At 63.9% G+C, this 16,508-nt stretch carries 18 protein-coding genes; 8 read left to right on the forward strand and 10 right to left on the reverse strand.

Annotated elements, in window-relative coordinates; all coding sequences use genetic code 11:
• Positions 1–44: 44 nt before the first annotated feature.
• Together XI06_RS40300 and XI06_RS40305 are read right to left on the reverse strand one after the other, a co-directional pair.
• Positions 45–1,514, reverse strand: a complete 1,470-nt coding sequence (locus XI06_RS40300) for a glycerol-3-phosphate dehydrogenase (RefSeq protein WP_237872613.1) — start codon at positions 1,512–1,514, stop codon at positions 45–47.
• A 39-nt stretch (positions 1,515–1,553) separates the two neighbouring features.
• Entirely contained in the window at positions 1,554–4,232 is a 2,679-nt protein-coding gene (locus XI06_RS40305; protein WP_271607834.1) for a sensor domain-containing protein, read from the reverse strand.
• 208 nt (positions 4,233–4,440) lie between these two features.
• Between XI06_RS40305 and XI06_RS40310 the strand changes: the two genes are divergently transcribed.
• The gene (locus XI06_RS40310; protein WP_271607835.1) at positions 4,441–5,544 is read left to right on the forward strand and encodes an NAD(P)/FAD-dependent oxidoreductase; all 1,104 of its coding nucleotides are present in this window, start codon (positions 4,441–4,443) and stop codon (positions 5,542–5,544) included.
• A gap of 113 nt (positions 5,545–5,657) precedes the next feature.
• On the opposite strand, the gene XI06_RS40315 is transcribed toward XI06_RS40310, so the two are convergent.
• Entirely contained in the window at positions 5,658–5,840 is a 183-nt protein-coding gene (locus XI06_RS40315; RefSeq protein WP_057757317.1) for a YdcH family protein, read from the reverse strand.
• A gap of 329 nt (positions 5,841–6,169) precedes the next feature.
• Here XI06_RS40315 and XI06_RS40320 point away from each other — a divergent pair, with 329 nt between their 5' ends.
• From XI06_RS40320 to XI06_RS40330, 3 genes are all read left to right on the forward strand, one after another.
• Entirely contained in the window at positions 6,170–6,376 is a 207-nt protein-coding gene (locus XI06_RS40320) for a YdcH family protein (protein WP_018641547.1), read from the forward strand.
• Between the two features lie 134 nt (positions 6,377–6,510).
• Positions 6,511–6,717, forward strand: a complete 207-nt coding sequence (locus XI06_RS40325; RefSeq protein ID WP_237862925.1) for a hypothetical protein — start codon at positions 6,511–6,513, stop codon at positions 6,715–6,717.
• A gap of 23 nt (positions 6,718–6,740) precedes the next feature.
• Complete coding sequence (locus XI06_RS40330) at positions 6,741–6,992, forward strand: hypothetical protein (RefSeq protein WP_237862926.1); 252 nt, start codon at positions 6,741–6,743, stop codon at positions 6,990–6,992.
• Between the two features lie 60 nt (positions 6,993–7,052).
• Here the strand turns inward: XI06_RS40330 and XI06_RS40335 are convergent, their stop codons facing one another.
• The gene (locus tag XI06_RS40335; protein WP_271607836.1) at positions 7,053–7,796 is read right to left on the reverse strand and encodes a GGDEF domain-containing protein; all 744 of its coding nucleotides are present in this window, start codon (positions 7,794–7,796) and stop codon (positions 7,053–7,055) included.
• A gap of 141 nt (positions 7,797–7,937) precedes the next feature.
• Here XI06_RS40335 and purE point away from each other — a divergent pair, with 141 nt between their 5' ends.
• Together purE and XI06_RS40345 are read left to right on the forward strand one after the other, a co-directional pair.
• Positions 7,938–8,426, forward strand: a complete 489-nt coding sequence (purE, locus tag XI06_RS40340; protein ID WP_237862928.1) for a 5-(carboxyamino)imidazole ribonucleotide mutase — start codon at positions 7,938–7,940, stop codon at positions 8,424–8,426.
• Positions 8,423–9,529, forward strand: coding sequence for a 5-(carboxyamino)imidazole ribonucleotide synthase (locus tag XI06_RS40345; protein ID WP_271607837.1), 1,107 nt, complete (start codon positions 8,423–8,425; stop codon positions 9,527–9,529). Before purE ends, XI06_RS40345 begins: the two co-directional genes overlap by 4 nt.
• A gap of 36 nt (positions 9,530–9,565) precedes the next feature.
• On the opposite strand, the gene aqpZ is transcribed toward XI06_RS40345, so the two are convergent.
• Positions 9,566–10,288: an aquaporin Z gene (gene aqpZ, locus XI06_RS40350; protein ID WP_237862930.1), complete on the reverse strand. Its 723-nt coding sequence runs from the start codon at positions 10,286–10,288 to the stop codon at positions 9,566–9,568.
• Positions 10,289–10,547: 259 nt separating this feature from the next.
• Here aqpZ and rpsU point away from each other — a divergent pair, with 259 nt between their 5' ends.
• Both rpsU and XI06_RS40360 read left to right on the forward strand, forming a co-directional pair.
• Positions 10,548–10,844 (forward strand): 30S ribosomal protein S21, encoded by a 297-nt coding sequence (gene rpsU / locus XI06_RS40355; RefSeq protein WP_027545547.1) that lies wholly within the window; start codon positions 10,548–10,550, stop codon positions 10,842–10,844.
• Between the two features lie 225 nt (positions 10,845–11,069).
• A complete protein-coding gene (locus tag XI06_RS40360; protein ID WP_237862931.1) occupies positions 11,070–11,720 on the forward strand; it encodes a tetratricopeptide repeat protein in 651 nt (216 codons plus the stop codon).
• 31 nt (positions 11,721–11,751) lie between these two features.
• On the opposite strand, the gene XI06_RS40365 is transcribed toward XI06_RS40360, so the two are convergent.
• The 5 genes from XI06_RS40365 to XI06_RS40385 all read right to left on the reverse strand — a co-directional run bounded on the left by XI06_RS40365 (position 11,752) and on the right by XI06_RS40385 (position 16,496).
• Positions 11,752–12,711, reverse strand: a complete 960-nt coding sequence (locus XI06_RS40365; protein WP_271607838.1) for a hypothetical protein — start codon at positions 12,709–12,711, stop codon at positions 11,752–11,754.
• Between the two features lie 93 nt (positions 12,712–12,804).
• Positions 12,805–13,089: a cupin domain-containing protein gene (locus XI06_RS40370; protein WP_237862933.1), complete on the reverse strand. Its 285-nt coding sequence runs from the start codon at positions 13,087–13,089 to the stop codon at positions 12,805–12,807.
• A gap of 26 nt (positions 13,090–13,115) precedes the next feature.
• Positions 13,116–14,213: a calcium:proton antiporter gene (locus tag XI06_RS40375; RefSeq protein ID WP_271607839.1), complete on the reverse strand. Its 1,098-nt coding sequence runs from the start codon at positions 14,211–14,213 to the stop codon at positions 13,116–13,118.
• Positions 14,214–14,273: 60 nt separating this feature from the next.
• Positions 14,274–15,074, reverse strand: coding sequence for an alpha/beta hydrolase (locus XI06_RS40380; RefSeq protein WP_271607840.1), 801 nt, complete (start codon positions 15,072–15,074; stop codon positions 14,274–14,276).
• A gap of 21 nt (positions 15,075–15,095) precedes the next feature.
• The gene (locus XI06_RS40385) at positions 15,096–16,496 is read right to left on the reverse strand and encodes an NAD(P)(+) transhydrogenase (Re/Si-specific) subunit beta (protein WP_237862936.1); all 1,401 of its coding nucleotides are present in this window, start codon (positions 16,494–16,496) and stop codon (positions 15,096–15,098) included.
• Between the last annotated feature and the right edge of the window lie 12 nt (positions 16,497–16,508).

Consider the following 16,508-nt stretch of genomic DNA (forward strand, 5'->3'; position numbering starts at 1 on the left):
CCAACCCCAATGCCGCCGCACGCTAGCGGCGGATCGTCGTTTGCTCAACCGGTTCGAGGTGGGGTCGCCATGAATGCAGCCAGCGCGTCACGGTCCGTAGCCGGCATGGTCAGGCCTAACTTGGAGCGGCGCCACAGGATGTCCTCGGGGAAGCGCGCCCATTCGTGGGTCATGAGATAGTGCACCTCGGCGCCGGTCAGGTCGGGGCCGAAGGCCGGTCCCAGCTCTTCGCGTGTCTTCGCCTCACCCAGCACATCAGCCAATCGCGAGCCGTAGGCGGCAACCATGCGCCGGGCCTGCGGCTCCGATAGGAAGCGCCAGCGGTGGCAGGCGAGATCGACCTCGGTCTCGAAACGATCCCAGGCGAAATCGCCGCCAGGCAAGGCTGCGCCTGAAGTCCAGGGCCGCGACATCGGATAGAACGGCGTCAGTCGCGTCACTGCCCGCTCGGCGCGAAAGCGCGAGGTCGTGATGTCGCCGCCGAACATCGTGAGCAGCGGTGCCTTGCGCCGGCGCGCGTGGAACAACGTCGTGCCGTCGCGTCGCCGCGCGGGCACCGGCGACAGATTGACCCCGGAGACCGTGCGCACCACGTCCGTCGGAGCAAGGCGCTCGCGGAAATAGCGGCTCACGGCCTCGCAGAGATAGCTGACATCGGCGCCCGGCATCGCAACGATGGCGGGATCGCCGGTGAAATCATGCGTGACGGTACCGACCAGCGTGAAATCGCGCTCGAACGGGCTAGCAAAAATCAGCCGGCCATCATTGTTCTGGAACACATAGACATTGTCGGACTCGAACAGCCTGGGCACGATGATCTGGCTCATCTGCACGGCCGCCATGGCCGGCTGCTTCTGCCGCAGCACGGTCTCCGCGACCATTGACGTCCAGGCGCCGGTGGCGTTGGCCAGCGCGCGGGCCGTGATCGTACGGCGATGACCGCGATCGACGACGGCAAGCCGCCAGGCATCGGTCCGGTCGGCCCGCACACAACGCGCCCCTGTCCGAATCGCAGCGCCACGTTCGGCGGCATCCAGCGCCGTGAGCACCACCAGGCGCGAATCGTCGACGACGCAATCGGCATATTCGAAGGCGATGCCGAATGGCCGTTTCAGCGCGTTACCGACCGCATGATGCGTGATGTCTAAGGTCGTCGATGCCGGAAGGCCGCCGCGGTTCGTCAGGGCGTCATAAACATACAGGCCAGCGCGCAACAGCCAGGGTGGACGCTCGTCGGAATGGGCCGGGATCACAAAACTCATGGGCCGCACCAGATGCGGCGCGATCCGCAGCCAAATCCGGCGCTCGGCCAGTGCCCGGCGGACGCGCCAGAAGCCGCGCCGCTCCAGCACCGACAGATCGCCATGGATCAGCCGAGGGGTCGCCGATGAGGCAGCGCCGCCGAGATCACCCTGCTCGATCAGGATCACCCGCAGCCCGCGGCCGGCGGCATCGCGGGCGAGGCTGACACCGTTCAGGCCGCCACCGATGATCGCGAGGTCGTAATCCGCCATGAAACCGTCGAGAGGGAGCGAGGTAAGCGCTCAACATCACTAGCCGGTCTTGAGCGCAAGCTCCATGGCCTCGCCGCGGCCAACGAGGTCGGCATATTTTCCGATCGGCATCGGCTTGCCGAGCAGATAACCCTGCACGCCGTCGCAGCCCTCCTTGGCGAGGAAAGCGAGCTGGTCGATCGTCTCGACGCCCTCGGCGATGATGGACATTTCGAGGCCGTGGCCGAGATCGATCACGGCGCGAACGATCGCGGCCGATTGCGGGTTGCGGCCGAGATTCATGATGAAGGCGCGATCGATCTTGATCTTGTCGAACGGGAAGGCCTGGAGATAGCTCAGCGAGGAATAGCCGCTGCCGAAATCGTCCATAGAGATGCGGACGCCCAGCGCCTTCAGGCGGCGTAGCAGCGCCAGGCCGCGGTCAAAGTCCTCGATCAGCACGCCCTCGGTGATTTCCAGCTCGAGCCGGCCGGGCGCAAGCGCCGTCTCGATCAGGATCGAATGGACGAGACCAACCACGTCACCGTGCATGAACTGCGCCGGCGACAGATTGACCGCGACCTGCATTGGTTTCGGCCACGACGCGGCCTCGCGGCAGACCTCGCGGAGAATCCATTCGCCCATCTCGACGATCAGGCCGCTTTCTTCCGCGATCGGGATGAATTCGGCCGGCGAGACCTGGCCGCGTACCGGATGCTGCCAGCGCGCCAGCGCCTCGAAGCCGATGATCTCGCTCTCGGCGACGCTGTTGCGCGCGATGCCCTGCGGCTGGAACGCAAGCGAAAGCTCGCCATTCTTGATCGCCTTCGACAGGTCCTGGTGCAGCACGCGGCGGTCGCGGATCTGCTGGTCCATCTCGGGCTGGTAGAGGCTGATCGTGCCGCGCGATTTCTGCTTGGCGCGGAACAGGGCCGCGCCGGCATTGGCGAGCAGCGAGGCACCATCGGGGCCGTTGTGCGGAAAGACCGACATGCCGGTGGTGATGCCGGCGCGGACCGCGCGGCCGTCGATCTGGAATTCCGGCGCGAGCGCCTCGCCAAGCTGCTGCGCCAGCGCAAGGCCTGCGTCGGGCTGCTTACCGTCGATGATCAGGCCGAATTCGTCGCCGGACAGGCGTGCCACCAGGCCACCGCGTGCGGTGTCCTGCAGTCGCTGGGCCACCTCGATCAACAGCTTGTCGCCAAGCGCATGACCGAACACGTCATTGACTTCCTTGAGGCCGTCGAGATCGACGCAAAGGACCGCAAATTCCTCGTCGGTCCCTTCGCAGGCTTCGATCATCTGGGTCAGCGCCTGAAGGAAGGCAGCGCGGTTCGGCAAATCGGTGAGGCCGTCATGATAGGCCATGTGCGCCATCCGCGACTCGATCTGCCGGCGGTTGGTGACGTCCTCGTGGGTCTTGATCAGATATTGCGGCTCACCGGCGTCGTTGAGCACTGTGGCGCGCCGGGTCAGGAACAGGCGCAGGCCGTCCTTGGTGGAGATCGGATGCTCCTCGGTGATCATCCCGCGTTTCTTGATCGCGGCCTCGTCGCGCGCGATGATCAGCTTGGCTTCCTTGGCATTGAAGATGTCGGCCGCGGTCAGGCCGGTCGCTTCCTCGCGCCTCCGGTTCAGGATCGTCTCGGCGCTACGGTTGGCGAGCAGGTAGCGGCCGTCCTTGACCTGCTCCACGATCAACGCCACGGGGATGTTATCGACCACGAGCTCGAGGAACTTCTTGGTGCTCTCCAGCTCCATCGACAGCGATTGCCGATCGGTGATGTCCTCGAACACGATCAGCAGGAATTGCGGCTTGTTGCTTTCGTTGCGGACCACGATCCGGATCGAGGCCACCATGCGCCGGGCCGCGCCAACCTCGACCTCGAATTCGTTGCGATATTGTCCTTCCGGCGCCAGCAATGCGGCCCGGTCGGTCATCTCAATGCTATCGGCCGATGTCGCGCCGAACAGCTCGCGCGCATTCTTGCCGACGACCTGATCCCGCGAAAACCCCCAGAAGTGCTCATAGGCACGGTTGGCGAAGATATAGCGGCCGTCCTCGATATTCTTCGCTGCGACGCAAGCCGGCACGTTGTCCAGCACCGTTTCCAGGAACTGCTTGGTCGAGGCGAGCTGTCGCGACAGTGCGCGCTGCTCGCTGACGTCGAGATGGGTCGCCACCGAGCCGCCATTGGGCAGCACGAAATACTTGACCAGGATGGAGCGACCATCGGGCAGTTCGGTGATCAGACCGTTGTGACTTGCCGCCTTCTCGTAGAACTCATCGTCGGAAACGCCGAGGACGCCGCGCTTGCGCCGCAACCCGAGGATGTCGTAGCCGGTCATGCCGGTCCACAGGTCCGAGCGCGCGAGGCCGTAGATCTCGAGATAGCGGTCGTTGCAGAAGATGATGCGCCGCTGCGCATCCGTCATCACCACGCCCTGGTTGAGATTGTTCATGGCCGAAGAGATGAAGGCGTTGCGCCGCAGCTGCGAACGGTTGCTCCTGCGCAGCGCGGAATGGATCCACAGCGCGATGGCCGCCAGGAACGCGCAGATGACAACGCCCCCGATCAGGGCTTCCCAGACCAGATTAGCGCCGAAATCGCCAATCTGGTTTGGCGAAATGAAGCTATTGGCATAGGCACGCGAAGGCGCGACCGCGCTGGTCAGGCACACGACGGCCTGCACAGCAATCGGAAGCATGCTGCCTTCCTGCCAGTTCTTCTCAGCCATCAGCCACCCGCGATTTCAACTGCGGATTGTCTGGCTTCACGGGTTTGGATCGGGTAAACGCCTGTAGGCCCAGCAGAAAAATGTGACGTGAAATACGGCAATTGCCCTGACATGATAAATGCTTCCTTAACGGACAACGCCCGCGCAGCGCGTTTCCCGGGCAAACCGGAGCCATCGGCACCACCTTCAGCGGGACTTCTGCATCACCATGGATAGGGTCGATTGCGTCGTCATCGGAGCCGGCGTGGTCGGGCTCGCGGTGGCAAGAAGGCTCGCCCAGGCGGGGCGCGAGGTGATCGTACTCGAGGAAGCCGAGGCCATCGGCACCGTCACCTCCTCACGCAACAGCGAAGTGATCCATGCCGGGATTTACTACCGTGCCGGAAGCTGGATGGCGCGCATGTGCGTCAGCGGCAAGCAAGCGCTGTATCGCTATTGCGGCGAGCGCGGCATTCCACACAAGAATTGCGGCAAGCTGATCGTCGCGACCAATGCGAAGGAAACCGAGAAGCTGCAATCGATCAAGGCGCATGCCGAGGCCAATGGCGTGCTCGACATGCAGCTGCTTTCAGGCGAGGCCGCGCGCGCGCTGGAGCCGGCACTGGCCTGCGACGCTGCGCTGCTGTCGCCGTCGACAGGCATCATCGACAGCCATGCCTACATGCTCTCGCTGCAAGGCGAGGCCGAGGCAGCGGGCGCGGCCTTTGCGTTTCACACGCCGCTGCTCCGCGCCAAGGCGGAGGCGGGCGTGATCGAGATCGAAGCCGGCGGCGAAGCGCCGATGGCCTTGCAATGCGGCCTGCTCGTCAATGCCGCGGGATTGTCGGCGACATCGGTGGCGCGCCACATCGACGGCATGCCGATCGACCGGATTCCGCCGGCCTATCTCGCCAAGGGCAATTATTTCAGCTGCAATGCGCGCGCGCCGTTTTCGCGCCTGATCTACCCGGTGCCCGAGCCCGGTGGGCTTGGCGTGCATCTGACGCTGGACATGGCGGGACAGGCGCGCTTCGGCCCTGATGTCGAATGGATCGAGACGATCGACTATGAGGTCGATCCGTCGCGCGCCGAGCGGTTCTATCCGGCGATCCGCAAATACTGGCCGACGCTACCCGATGGCGCGCTGATGCCGAGCTATTCGGGCATCCGCCCGAAGATCGTACCGCCGGCAGTGGCAACACAGGATTTTCTGATGCAGGGGCCGCGCGATCACGGCGTCGCAGGACTGATCAATCTGTTCGGCATTGAATCGCCGGGACTGACATCATCGCTCGCGATCGCAGACCACGTCGCGGAGCTCGCAGAAATCTAGCCCGCTGCGCGATGATGATCGCGCGGGTGCGCACCTTACAGCAGGGACGAGCGCAAAGGCTTTCGTCCCTGCCTGAAAGGATACGATCAAACTTGACGCTGTTACGGGGGTTACTAGTGAAGCGTGTCGCCGGTCTGCTTCAGTCGTTCAATCTGGTCCTTGACCATCAACTTGCGGCGCTTCAACTCAACAATTTGCAGGTCGTCTGTTGAAAGGTGCACGAGCGCTTCGTGCAATTCGTTTTCGAGAGTTTTGTGCTTCCGTTCCAATTCAACCAGATGTGCCTGAATTGTCATTCGAAACCTCCTCGGTAGGGGTGAACCTTGGATTCGATCCGGACGAGGAAGTGTACATCACCGATTCGTTCTGTCGATATGTATCCGTCGTCGCACCGTCATTTTTGAAAATTCATATGTAATGAAGCGTGAGTAAGGAACCACGCGTCGAAAAATCCATGATATCAAGGTGCTTGCGCCACGCGCCCGCGAATCGTCGAAATATCTTGCGAGAGAGCGGTGCGTGAAGGTCGCAGATCGCTTGCGATCACGCCGCGCAAGGACGATAATTTCCACAGGGCATCCACAGCCTTAATCTCAAGCCTATCGGTTTTTCGGCCACCGCAGACATGACCCATGAAGACGAGCGTGAACTCGAAGCCGAGCTCACCCGGTTGCAGCAGGAACACCGAGATCTCGACGCGGCGATCGATGCACTGCATCAATCGCCTGCCCCCGACCTATTGCGGTTACAGCGCCTGAAGAAGCGCAAGCTGTTGTTGCGAGACCGTATCGCATTCATCGAAGACCAGATTACCCCCGACATCATCGCCTGATCCGGTGGCCGTGCATTGCCGCAACGTGAATCCACTTGACTCAAAAAGAACAAAAGAGGAACATTAATCCTATCCCCGACGCCCCCCCGGAAATGCCCAAAGCAAACCGCCCAAGGACAGCAAGGACACCGCCGATGTCAGCCCCCGCCCTTCTCGACAACAGCCATTATGAACAGGCCTGCGACCAGGCGATCGCGATGTGCGACGGCAACCTGCGCAGCACCATCAAGGCGCTGATCATGGCCAACGAATATCTGGAAGCGGCGCTGGAGGAATTGCAGGCGGCTGTTACGGCCGGCTGCATCCCGGAGGCTTCGCGCAGCAGGAGCAGCGCGGCTTAAGACCCCACCATTGGAGCAACGCCATGTCAGACGTGACCTATTACGTTGCAATGCCCTTCCTGATCGATGCCGACGGATCGCCTGTCGCCGGCACTGCTGAGGAATGCCAGAGCTCGACCGCTGCGCTACGACGCGCCGAGGCCCTGGCGCGCGGCACCGGCCATATCGGCGCAGTCGCGTTCAGCCGCAGCGGCGATCCCATGACCGGTGAGTTCGGCGATGCCACGCTGCTGCGCAAATTCGGCAACGTGCCGGAAGATCTCGCCACGCTGTAAGGTTTTATTTCTTGAGCATGATCTCTTCGGAAAGGCGCTGCACACTTTTCCTGATCATGCTCAGCTGCTCACAAGCCTGATCCGCGGCTCGTGCCGCCGGTGCGCTTTGCGCACATACATGGCGGCATCAGCCTCCTCCTGCGCGCGGGCAGCATCAGACTGCGCACCGAGCAGCGCAACACCGGCGGACGCGCCCGCCGTCACATGCTGGCCGCGAAAGGTGAAGGACAAATCGTCGATCGCCTGCTCGAAGATGGCCGCCTTCGCCTTGGCGTCAGTCTCACTGAGATTCCACAACAGCAATGCGAACTCGTCGCCACCGAGACGGCCGACCACGTCGGACGCCCGGATCTGTCGCGTCAGCGTGCTGGCTATCGCCTTGAGCACCTCATCGCCGGCGGCATGGCCGAAGGAATCGTTGATCGGCTTCAGCCGGTCGACGTCGAGCACGATCAGCGCGCCGCTGGCGCGGTAGCGCTTCATGTAGGCGATGGCGCGCTGGAGCTCGCGCTCGAAACCGCGCCGGTTGGGAATGTCGAGCAGGAAATCCGTGTCAGCCGCCGCCTCGAGCTCGGCGACGCGCCGCAGCGCCTGGGTGAGCTTGGTCCGCAGGCCGCGGATGGTCGCCGTGCTGCTGTCCTTGCTCGCTGCATTGCCGGTCATCTTGGTCGCCGTCTTGGCAGCGCCGGCCCGGGACGCGCGGCGCGGCGCCGCAGCCCGCTTGGGTACGACTTTCGTTCGGCTCCCGCTGGTTTTCCGGCCCTTTTTGGCCTTCGCGGCGGTCGCCCTTTTTGGTTTCTTCATGGGCATCCTGCTCAATGAAGGCTTGCGGGGATTCACCAAGACAGGATAGTGCATTCCCTTCTCCTTGCCACCGCCTTGCGAGCCGCCGGCCGGAACCGTTAATCTGGCCTATCTTTCTGTTTTTCGAGCACAATTGACGTCATGACAGCGCCGATCGCCATCATCATGGGAAGCCAGTCGGACTGGGAGACGATGCGGCATGCCGCCGACACGCTCGCAGCGCTTGGTGTCGCCTCCGACACCCGCATCGTTTCAGCTCACCGCACCCCCGACCGGCTGTTTACTTTCGCCAAGGGCGCCAAGGCGGAAGGCTTCAAGGTCATCATCGCCGGCGCCGGCGGGGCCGCGCACCTGCCCGGCATGGCCGCAGCCCTGACGGAACTGCCTGTCTTCGGCGTCCCCGTCGAGTCCAGGACGCTGAAGGGCATCGATTCGCTCTATTCGATCGTTCAGATGCCGGCCGGCATTCCGGTCGGCACGCTCGCGATCGGCAAGGCCGGCGCGATCAACGCGGCGCTGCTTGCGGCCGCCGTGCTGGCGCTGTCCGATCCAGCGCTGTCCGATCGCCTCGCCGCCTGGCGCAAGGCACAGACCGAGGCGGTTGCCGAGCGCCCGGAGGACAAGGCGTGACTGACGCAAAGCAGGTGAAGCTGAAGCCCGGCGACACCATCGGAATCCTCGGCGGCGGACAACTCGGTCGAATGCTGGCCATGGCCGCGGCGCGGCTCGGCCTGCGCTGCCAGGTGTTCTCGCCCGATCCCGACTCGCCGGCTTTCGACGTGGTGCTGAACGCGACCTGCGCCGAATATGCCGATGTCGAGGCGCTCGAGCTGTTCGCCCACGATGTCGACGTCATCACCTACGAATTCGAGAACGTTCCGTCCGCGGCCGCCCTGGTGCTGGATTCCCGCCGTCCGGTGCTGCCGAACCGCAAGATCCTCGAGACCACCCAGGATCGGCTCGCCGAGAAGGATTTTGTCACGCGGCTCGGCATCGGTACCGCCGCCTATGCCGACGTCACCTCGGTCGCATCGTTGCGCGAGGCGATCGTCAAAATCGGCCTCCCCGCGGTGCTGAAGACCCGCCGCTTCGGCTATGACGGCAAGGGCCAGGCGATCATCCGCGAGGGCGACGACATCGCGAAAGTGTGGACCAGCATCGCCACAAAATCGGCAATCCTGGAAGCCTTCATCCCGTACGAGCGCGAGATCTCCGTCATCGCCGCACGCTCTGCATCGGGCCAGGTCGAATGCTTCGACGTCACCGAGAACGAACATCGCGACCACATTCTGAAGATCTCGCGGGCGCCTGCGCCGATCCCGGATGCACTCGCCGAGGAGGCGCGCAGCATCGCCGGCAAGATCGCAACCGCGCTCGACTATGTCGGCGTGCTCGCGGTGGAGATGTTCGTGCTCGCCAACGGCGGCGGATCGAAAGTGCTGGTCAACGAGATCGCGCCGCGCGTGCATAATTCCGGACACTGGACGCTCGACGGCGCGTCGGTCTCCCAGTTCGAGCAACACATCCGCGCCATCGCCGGCTGGCCGCTCGGCAAGCCGGTGCGCCACGGTGAGATCGTCACTATGACCAATCTGATCGGCGACGAAATCAATGATTACGAGAAGTGGCTGAGCGTGCCCGGCGCGACTGTCCACATTTACGGCAAGGGCGCTCCGCGCCCCGGCCGCAAGATGGGCCACGTCACCGAAGTCAGGCCTTCAAAGAGCAAGTAAGGGGACCGCAGCAAAAGCTGCGATCCCGCTGTTGAACTAGGCCGTCTTCACGCCCGCGACGACGCCCGCGGGCTCCTCGCTGAGCCAGCGATAGATCACGCCTCCCAGCGCGCCGCCGATCAGCGGTGCGACCCAGAACAGCCAGAGCTGCGCCAGCGCCCAGCCGCCGACGAACAGCGCGGGGCCGGTGCTGCGCGCCGGATTCACGGACGTGTTGGTGACGGGGATGCTGACGAGATGGATCATCACCAACGCAAGCCCGATCGCGAGCGGTGCGAAGCCCGCCGGCGCGCGGCCATGGGTCGCGCCCATGATGACGAACAGGAACATCATGGTCATCACCACCTCGGTGATGAAGCAGGCGATCATGCTGTACTGGCCCGGCGAATGCGCATCATAGCCGTTGGAGGCAAAGCCCTTGGTGACGTCGAAGCCCGGCGCACCACTGGCGATCACGTAGAGCAGCTCGGCGGCGACGATGGCGCCGCAGACCTGCGCAATCACGTAAGGCAGGATCTGGCCTGCCGGAAACCGCCCGCCGGCAGCAAGGCCGACCGTGACGGCCGGGTTGAGATGGCAGCCCGAGATGTGGCCGATCGCATAGGCCATGGTGACGACGCTGAGGCCAAAGGCCAGGGACACGCCGACCAGGCCGATGCCGACCTGCGGAAAGCCGGCGGCGATCACCGCGCTGCCGCAGCCTGCGAATGTGAGCCAGAACGTGCCGATGGCCTCGGCAGCGTATTTCTTCATGTCCATGTGGCGTCTCCCCTGATTGCAAAGATTTTCGGAACTATGTCCGCTGCGGCCCTTCTTGGCGCCAAATCTCCCAAATCGGGGCTGCAAGGGAGGATTTTCGCCGCATTTAATGGCTGAACTTGGCCCTAAACCCCGCTTCGCAGGTGGACATCCCAGGTTTTGTCTGATACATCCGCGCCCTCAAGGTTAAGGGCTTGCGCTTTTTGCCATCCCTTCGTCTTACCAGAATTCAAATCCGATCCACTGAAGAGGATGCCGCGTGCAGGTTCTCGTTCGCGATAACAATGTCGACCAAGCCCTCAAGGCGCTGAAGAAAAAGATGCAGCGCGAAGGCATTTTCCGCGAGATGAAGCTCCGCGGTCACTACGAGAAGCCCTCCGAGAAGAAGGCTCGTGAAAAGGCCGAAGCCGTGCGCCGCGCGCGCAAGCTGGCCCGCAAGAAGCTGCAGCGCGAAGGCCTGCTGCCGATGAAGCCGAAGCCGGTGTTCGGCGCTGGCCCCGGTGGCGAGCGTGGTGGCCGTGGCGGCCCCGGCGCAGGTCCGCGCGGACCGCGCTGATCTTGCCGAGATTGCAGGACTGAGTTTCGATAACGCGGGCTCCGAGCCCGCGTTATTATTTTGTGAGCAGTGCCTTTCTGGGACGGGGCACTACAGATGCGGCGCTAAAGCGCGATGAGATCGGGATTGTTTGTCATCGCGCTTTAGGTTGTTGTTTGGGCATGATCTTTTCGGAAAACTTCTGCACACTTTTCCGGATCATGCTCTAGCGCGAGCGAACCGTAGATGGCCTTCCCTATCCCCCAGCCCGTCTTGGCGCGGCGACGCCGGATCTGGCGCAAGCCCCTTGCGCTGACCTTGATGGGGATCGCGCTGTGCGGCTGCTCCTTCGATCTCGGCTCATTGGGGCCGGAGAAGGACAAGCCGCAGGAAGCGCCCAAGGCGACCGCCGCGCCTGACAGCGCCGTCAGCGCTGCCAACGTCTCTGAGGCCCAGACCCACACGGAAAAAGCGCAAGGCTTTGCCAAGTCCGGCGAGACGCAGGCCGCGCTGGACGAGTTCAACCGCGCCGTCGCGCTCGATCCCTATAATGCGCAGGCGCTCTACGGCCGCGCCCTGCTCTACCAGGGCAACAACGAGCACGACTTCGCGATTGCCGATTTCGGCGCCGCCAGCGGGCTCAATCCGCAGAAGGCCGAACCGCTGCTCGGCCGTGCCGTCAGCTATCTCGCCATCGGCAAGGTCAAGGAGGCGGCTGCCGATCTCGACGAGGCCTCCGAAGCCGATCCGCACAATGCTCAGGTCTGGACGACCCGGGGGCAGGCCTATGAGCGGCTGGGTGACAAGGCCAAGGCGGCGGCGTCCTACAACAAGGCAGTCAGCCTGCGCCCACGGGACGACGCCGCTCGCAGCGGCTTGGCCCGTGTCGGCGGCTGACAATTATGGGACGGCGTAGGCGCTATCCTGGCTAATCGGGGGTAGCGCTCTTCGGCAGAACCGCGTGGAACATCGACTTCATGCCCGACAACATTTCGTCGGCGACATTGGTCTTGGGACGCGGCATCGGCGCGCCGGCATCGGCGCGCAGGTCGAGCGGCGGGGCGATCACCGGGACCGGAATATCGGCCGGTGGCGTCAGCCGATTCGGATCGTCGTTGCCGATCGAGGCGGTGTACGGCGGATTCGCCTGCGACGCGGCGCCATTGCCATAGGCCTCGGGTGACGGCGTCGACACATTGATCGGCGGAGGCAGGGGACGCACCGTCGCTGGCACCGCGGTCACGACGCGCGGAGCCTCCGGCGTGCGGGATGCTTCCTGAACGGCAGGCTCCGGCGTCCTCTCGGGCGCCTTGTCGACCGACTTGGTCTCGGCAGGCTTGGCCTCGGCAGGCTTGGCTTCGGCAGGCTTGGTTTCAGTCGATTTGGCCTCGGCGGCCTTCTCGGCGGCCTTGCCCTCGGGCGACTTGCGCAGGCGCTCGATGGCAGCCCGGGCGAGATCGTTGGCGTCGGGGGTCACGGCCGGAGACGAATTGGCCTCAACCACGGGCGCAGCAGCCGGGGTGGACGTGACAGGGGTGGCCTTGGCAACCGCCTTCTCGTGCGCGGGGGAACGACCGTGCGAAGCGGCCTCGTCAGCAGCCTTGGTCTCAGCAGCCTTGGTTTCGGCAGACTTGTCGGCCGCCGCCTTGTCCACCGCGCTCTTGTCGGAAATGCTCTTCTCGGAAACGCCCTTGGCCTTCACGCCGGGGCCCGGGAGGTGGGCCACGTCAGCGGGCTTCTTGCCGGCGTCGGCAGGTGCGACGACTGCGGCTGGCGTATCCGCCGCCGGCCTGGCGTTGATGTAGTGGTTAACGATGTAGGCCCCGATGATCGTCGCGAGCACCGAGGGGAAAATATCCATCGAGATTTTAGCGAGGTATTTCAGCATTTCTCGGCCACTCCCCGCGCGATCTGATGCGGGAACTTTGGGGCATTGTAAGGGATCAACTGCGACGGATCGATGGCAAAGGTTACGCGCGCCTTACGCCTTCAGCTCAATCTCAAGGAACACGATCTCGGTTGAGGTTTCGTTAAGTACGTCGTGTTGGACGCCGGCCTTGCGGAAGTAGGATTTTCCCGCCGAGAGCTGCGCCTTGGAACGCTCCCCGCCCGGCGCCACGATGGTCATTTCGCCGGCGACGACGGGAACAATCACATAGTCCATTCCGTGGGTGTGATGCCCGGTCGCGCTGCCCGGGGCAAGCCGCCATTCGGTCACCCTTACCTCGTCATTGTCGATCTGGACTTCGGACCTGGCGGCAAGCATCGAGAACCTCTCTAAGACGAATCGGCTCAGGGCACGAACACCATGAACGCGTAGACGGCAAATACCACCATATGGACCAGTCCGAACAGGACATTGGTCCTGCCGGTGCCGAAGGTCAGCATGCTCAGCAAGAATGTCAGGAACAGCAGCGCCGTGTTCTGGGAATTGAGCCCCAGCACTAGCGGCTGGTCGATGACATAGGTGGCGAGCCCGACCGCCGGGATGGTCAGGCCGATGGTCGCCAGCGAGGATCCGAGCGCCAAATTGATGCTCTTCTGAAGATCGTTCTTGCGGGCCGCGGTGATCGCGGAGACGCCTTCCGGCATCAGGATCAGGAGCGCGACCAGAAGACCCGCAAAGGCCGGCGGAGCGCCGATCGTGTCGGCGACGGCGTCCACCACCAGCGAGAATTTCTTGGCCAGCAGCACGACGGCCAGGAGCGAGATCAGGAGCAGCGCGACGCTCAGCGCCAGCATCTTGCCCGACAGATAGGCCTCCCCGCTCTCGCCCTCCGCCCCCTCATGGACGAAATAATCCTTGTGCAGGACGGTCTGGGTGTAGAGGAACACGCCATAGAGCACGATGGTCACGAGGTCGACGAAGCCGAGCTGAAGCGTCGAATAGATCGGCCCCGGCGTCGTCAGCGTGTAATTGGGCATGATCAGCGTCAACGTCGCGAGCGCAATCAGCACGCTGAGATAGACGTTGGCTCCAGAGAGCTGAAACCCCTGTTCGCGGTAGCGCAGCCCGCCGATGAACACGCAGAGGCCGACGAGGCCATTGCAGACGATCATCACCACTGCGAAGACGGTGTCACGCGCAAGCGTCGGGGCGGGCTTGTCGCCGAGCATGATCGTGGTGATCAGCGCGACCTCGATGATGGTCACCGCAAGCGTGAGCAGCAGCGTGCCGAACGGCTCGCCGATCCGCTCCGCGATCACCTCGGAATGATGGACGGCCGCGAACACGGTGCCGAACAGGATCACCAGCAGGACGATCGCGAACAGGCCGCCCCCGGCCGACAGGGTGAAACCGTAGCCGGTCGCGGTGACGACCAGGAACAGCAGCACCGCCAGGGCCGGGAACACCCAGGACGACCGCGGCATCGGTTCGTGTACACTCATGCAGGCGATTCCTTCGTTGAACCGCCCGATTATGCGCGAGAAGATCGCGCCCGTCAGCCCTCAGGAGCCGTTGATGAAACCTCGCGCAATCTCGATCATGCCGAAGTTGTCGAGATCGTCGTGCCCGCCCTCAGCGAGTCGAACGAATTTCTTCGGCTCGTGCGCCAGCGCGAACAGCTTCTCCCCGAATGCGATCGGGATGGTTTGATCCTGCGCGCCGTGAACGACCAACAGCGGCACTGTGACGCCCGCGATCCGCTCGTCGGAATGAAGCGGATCCCGGATCAGGAGACGGACCGGAAGGAAGCGGAATTGCGCGGCCGCGACGTCGGCGATCGAGGTGTAGGGCGCCTCGAGGATCAGCTTGCGAACCGGATGCTCGGACGCGACGGCAACGGCAACGCCGGTCCCAAGCGAGAATCCCCAGGCGACGATGCACTGAGCGTCGTAGCGCTCCGCCGCGAATGAATACGCGGCCGCGCCGTCGCGTAGTAGACCGTCCTCGCTCGGCGCGCCGCTGGAGCCCGCATAGCCGCGATAGGACAGCGCGACGAGACCGGTGCCGTCAGCAATGATCGCCTTGAAGCGCCCGGCAAGGCCCGCAAGGAAATCGCCATTGCCGTGGAAGTACAGCACCACGTCGCGGCCGGGCTTCGGCGGCACGTGCCAGACGATGATCTTCTCACCGTCGGAGGTGGTGAGGACGTGTTCCTCGGCCTGCGGAAACCCTGCGGCGGCCGGTGCGGTGCGCTCAGTGGTCGGGATCGGAAACAGCATGCTGCGCTGTTTCACATAGAGCAGGGCGAGACCTGCGAGATAGCCGGCGGCAGCGACGATGGCGATCCATTTCAGGAATGTCATCGCTGCGCCGGCTCTCCGGCGCTACATCGCCTTGACGATATTCTCGGTAACCTTCTTGGCGTCGCCGAGCAGCATCATGGTGTTGTCGCGGTAGAACAGCGGATTGTCGATACCGGCATAACCCGACGCCAGCGACCGCTTGATGAACATCACCGTGCCGGCCTTCCAGACCTGCAGCACCGGCATGCCGTAGATCGGCGAGGTCTTGTCCTCTTCGGCGGCCGGATTGGTGACGTCGTTGGCGCCGATCACAAAGGCGATGTCGGCCTGCGCGAACTCGGAGTTGATGTCCTCGAGCTCGAACACCTCGTCATAGGGCACGTTGGCCTCGGCGAGCAGCACGTTCATGTGGCCGGGCATGCGGCCCGCGACCGGGTGAATGGCGTATTTCACCTCGACGCCTTCCTTCTTCAGCATGTCGGCCATTTCGCGCAGCGCGTGCTGAGCCTGGGCCACCGCCATGCCGTACCCGGGCACGATGATGACCTTGGAGGCGTTCTTCATGATGAACGCGGCATCGTCAGCCGAGCCGAGCTTGGCGGGCTTCTGCTCGCCACCTGCTCCGCCGCCGGCAGCAGCGGTCTCGCCGCCGAAGCCGCCGAGAATGACCGAAATGAAGGACCGGTTCATCGCGTGGCACATGATGTAGGACAGGATCGCGCCCGACGAGCCTACCAGCGCGCCCGTGATGATCAGCGCCGAATTGCCGAGCGTGAAGCCGATGCCCGCCGCGGCCCAGCCCGAATAGGAGTTCAGCATCGAGATCACGACCGGCATGTCGGCGCCGCCGATCGGGATGATCATGAGCACGCCGAGCGTGAGCGCCAGGATGACATTGAGCCAGAAGAACACCGGGCTGCCGGTGACAACGAGCCCGACGATGCAGGCGACCAACGCGACTGCGAGCGCGACGTTGATCACGTGCCGCGCCGGCAGGATGATCGGAGAGCCGCTCATCCGCGCCGACAGCTTGAGGAATGCGATCACCGAGCCGGTGAACGTCAGCGCGCCGATGGCGACGCCGAGCGACATTTCGACTAGGCTCTGGGTGTGGATGTTGCCGGGGGTGCCGATGTCGAAGGCCTCGGGCGCATAGAACGCGCCGGCGGCGACCAGCACCGCGGCCATGCCCACCAGCGAGTGGAAGGCGGCGACCAGTTCGGGCATCGACGTCATCGGCACGCGGCGGGCGATGACCGCACCGATCGCCGCGCCAATGGCGATGCCGACAATCACCAGCACCCAGGCGAGACCATCGGCCGGCGGATGGTTGGCGAGCGTGGTGGCGACCGCAATCGCCATACCGACCATGCCGAACAGATTGCCCTGGCGCGACGACGCCGGGCTCGAGAGTCCGCGCAGCGACAGGATGAAGAGCACCCCCGCCACGAGATACAAGAATGCAGAGAAGTTTGCGCTCATCTCAGGTCCCCA

The organism is Bradyrhizobium sp. CCBAU 11434, from assembly GCF_028128895.1.
Lineage (GTDB): Bacteria > Pseudomonadota > Alphaproteobacteria > Rhizobiales > Xanthobacteraceae > Bradyrhizobium > Bradyrhizobium zhengyangense.

What these genes read in the sequence shown, in the direction of transcription:
- XI06_RS40300 (WP_237872613.1), bottom strand. Translation starts at nt 1,514, where the DNA reads ATGGCGGATTACGACCTCGCGATCATCGGTGGCGGCCTGAACGGTGTC.
- XI06_RS40305 (WP_271607834.1), bottom strand. Translation starts at nt 4,232, where the DNA reads ATGGCTGAGAAGAACTGGCAGGAAGGCAGCATGCTTCCGATTGCTGTG.
- XI06_RS40310 (WP_271607835.1), top strand. Translation starts at nt 4,441, where the DNA reads ATGGATAGGGTCGATTGCGTCGTCATCGGAGCCGGCGTGGTCGGGCTC.
- XI06_RS40315 (WP_057757317.1), bottom strand. Translation starts at nt 5,840, where the DNA reads ATGACAATTCAGGCACATCTGGTTGAATTGGAACGGAAGCACAAAACT.
- XI06_RS40320 (WP_018641547.1), top strand. Translation starts at nt 6,170, where the DNA reads ATGACCCATGAAGACGAGCGTGAACTCGAAGCCGAGCTCACCCGGTTG.
- XI06_RS40325 (WP_237862925.1), top strand. Translation starts at nt 6,511, where the DNA reads ATGTCAGCCCCCGCCCTTCTCGACAACAGCCATTATGAACAGGCCTGC.
- XI06_RS40330 (WP_237862926.1), top strand. Translation starts at nt 6,741, where the DNA reads ATGTCAGACGTGACCTATTACGTTGCAATGCCCTTCCTGATCGATGCC.
- XI06_RS40335 (WP_271607836.1), bottom strand. Translation starts at nt 7,796, where the DNA reads ATGAAGAAACCAAAAAGGGCGACCGCCGCGAAGGCCAAAAAGGGCCGG.
- purE (WP_237862928.1), top strand. Translation starts at nt 7,938, where the DNA reads ATGACAGCGCCGATCGCCATCATCATGGGAAGCCAGTCGGACTGGGAG.
- aqpZ (WP_237862930.1), bottom strand. Translation starts at nt 10,288, where the DNA reads ATGGACATGAAGAAATACGCTGCCGAGGCCATCGGCACGTTCTGGCTC.
- XI06_RS40360 (WP_237862931.1), top strand. Translation starts at nt 11,070, where the DNA reads ATGGCCTTCCCTATCCCCCAGCCCGTCTTGGCGCGGCGACGCCGGATC.
- XI06_RS40365 (WP_271607838.1), bottom strand. Translation starts at nt 12,711, where the DNA reads ATGCTGAAATACCTCGCTAAAATCTCGATGGATATTTTCCCCTCGGTG.
- XI06_RS40370 (WP_237862933.1), bottom strand. Translation starts at nt 13,089, where the DNA reads ATGCTTGCCGCCAGGTCCGAAGTCCAGATCGACAATGACGAGGTAAGG.
- XI06_RS40375 (WP_271607839.1), bottom strand. Translation starts at nt 14,213, where the DNA reads ATGAGTGTACACGAACCGATGCCGCGGTCGTCCTGGGTGTTCCCGGCC.
- XI06_RS40380 (WP_271607840.1), bottom strand. Translation starts at nt 15,074, where the DNA reads ATGACATTCCTGAAATGGATCGCCATCGTCGCTGCCGCCGGCTATCTC.
- XI06_RS40385 (WP_237862936.1), bottom strand. Translation starts at nt 16,496, where the DNA reads ATGAGCGCAAACTTCTCTGCATTCTTGTATCTCGTGGCGGGGGTGCTC.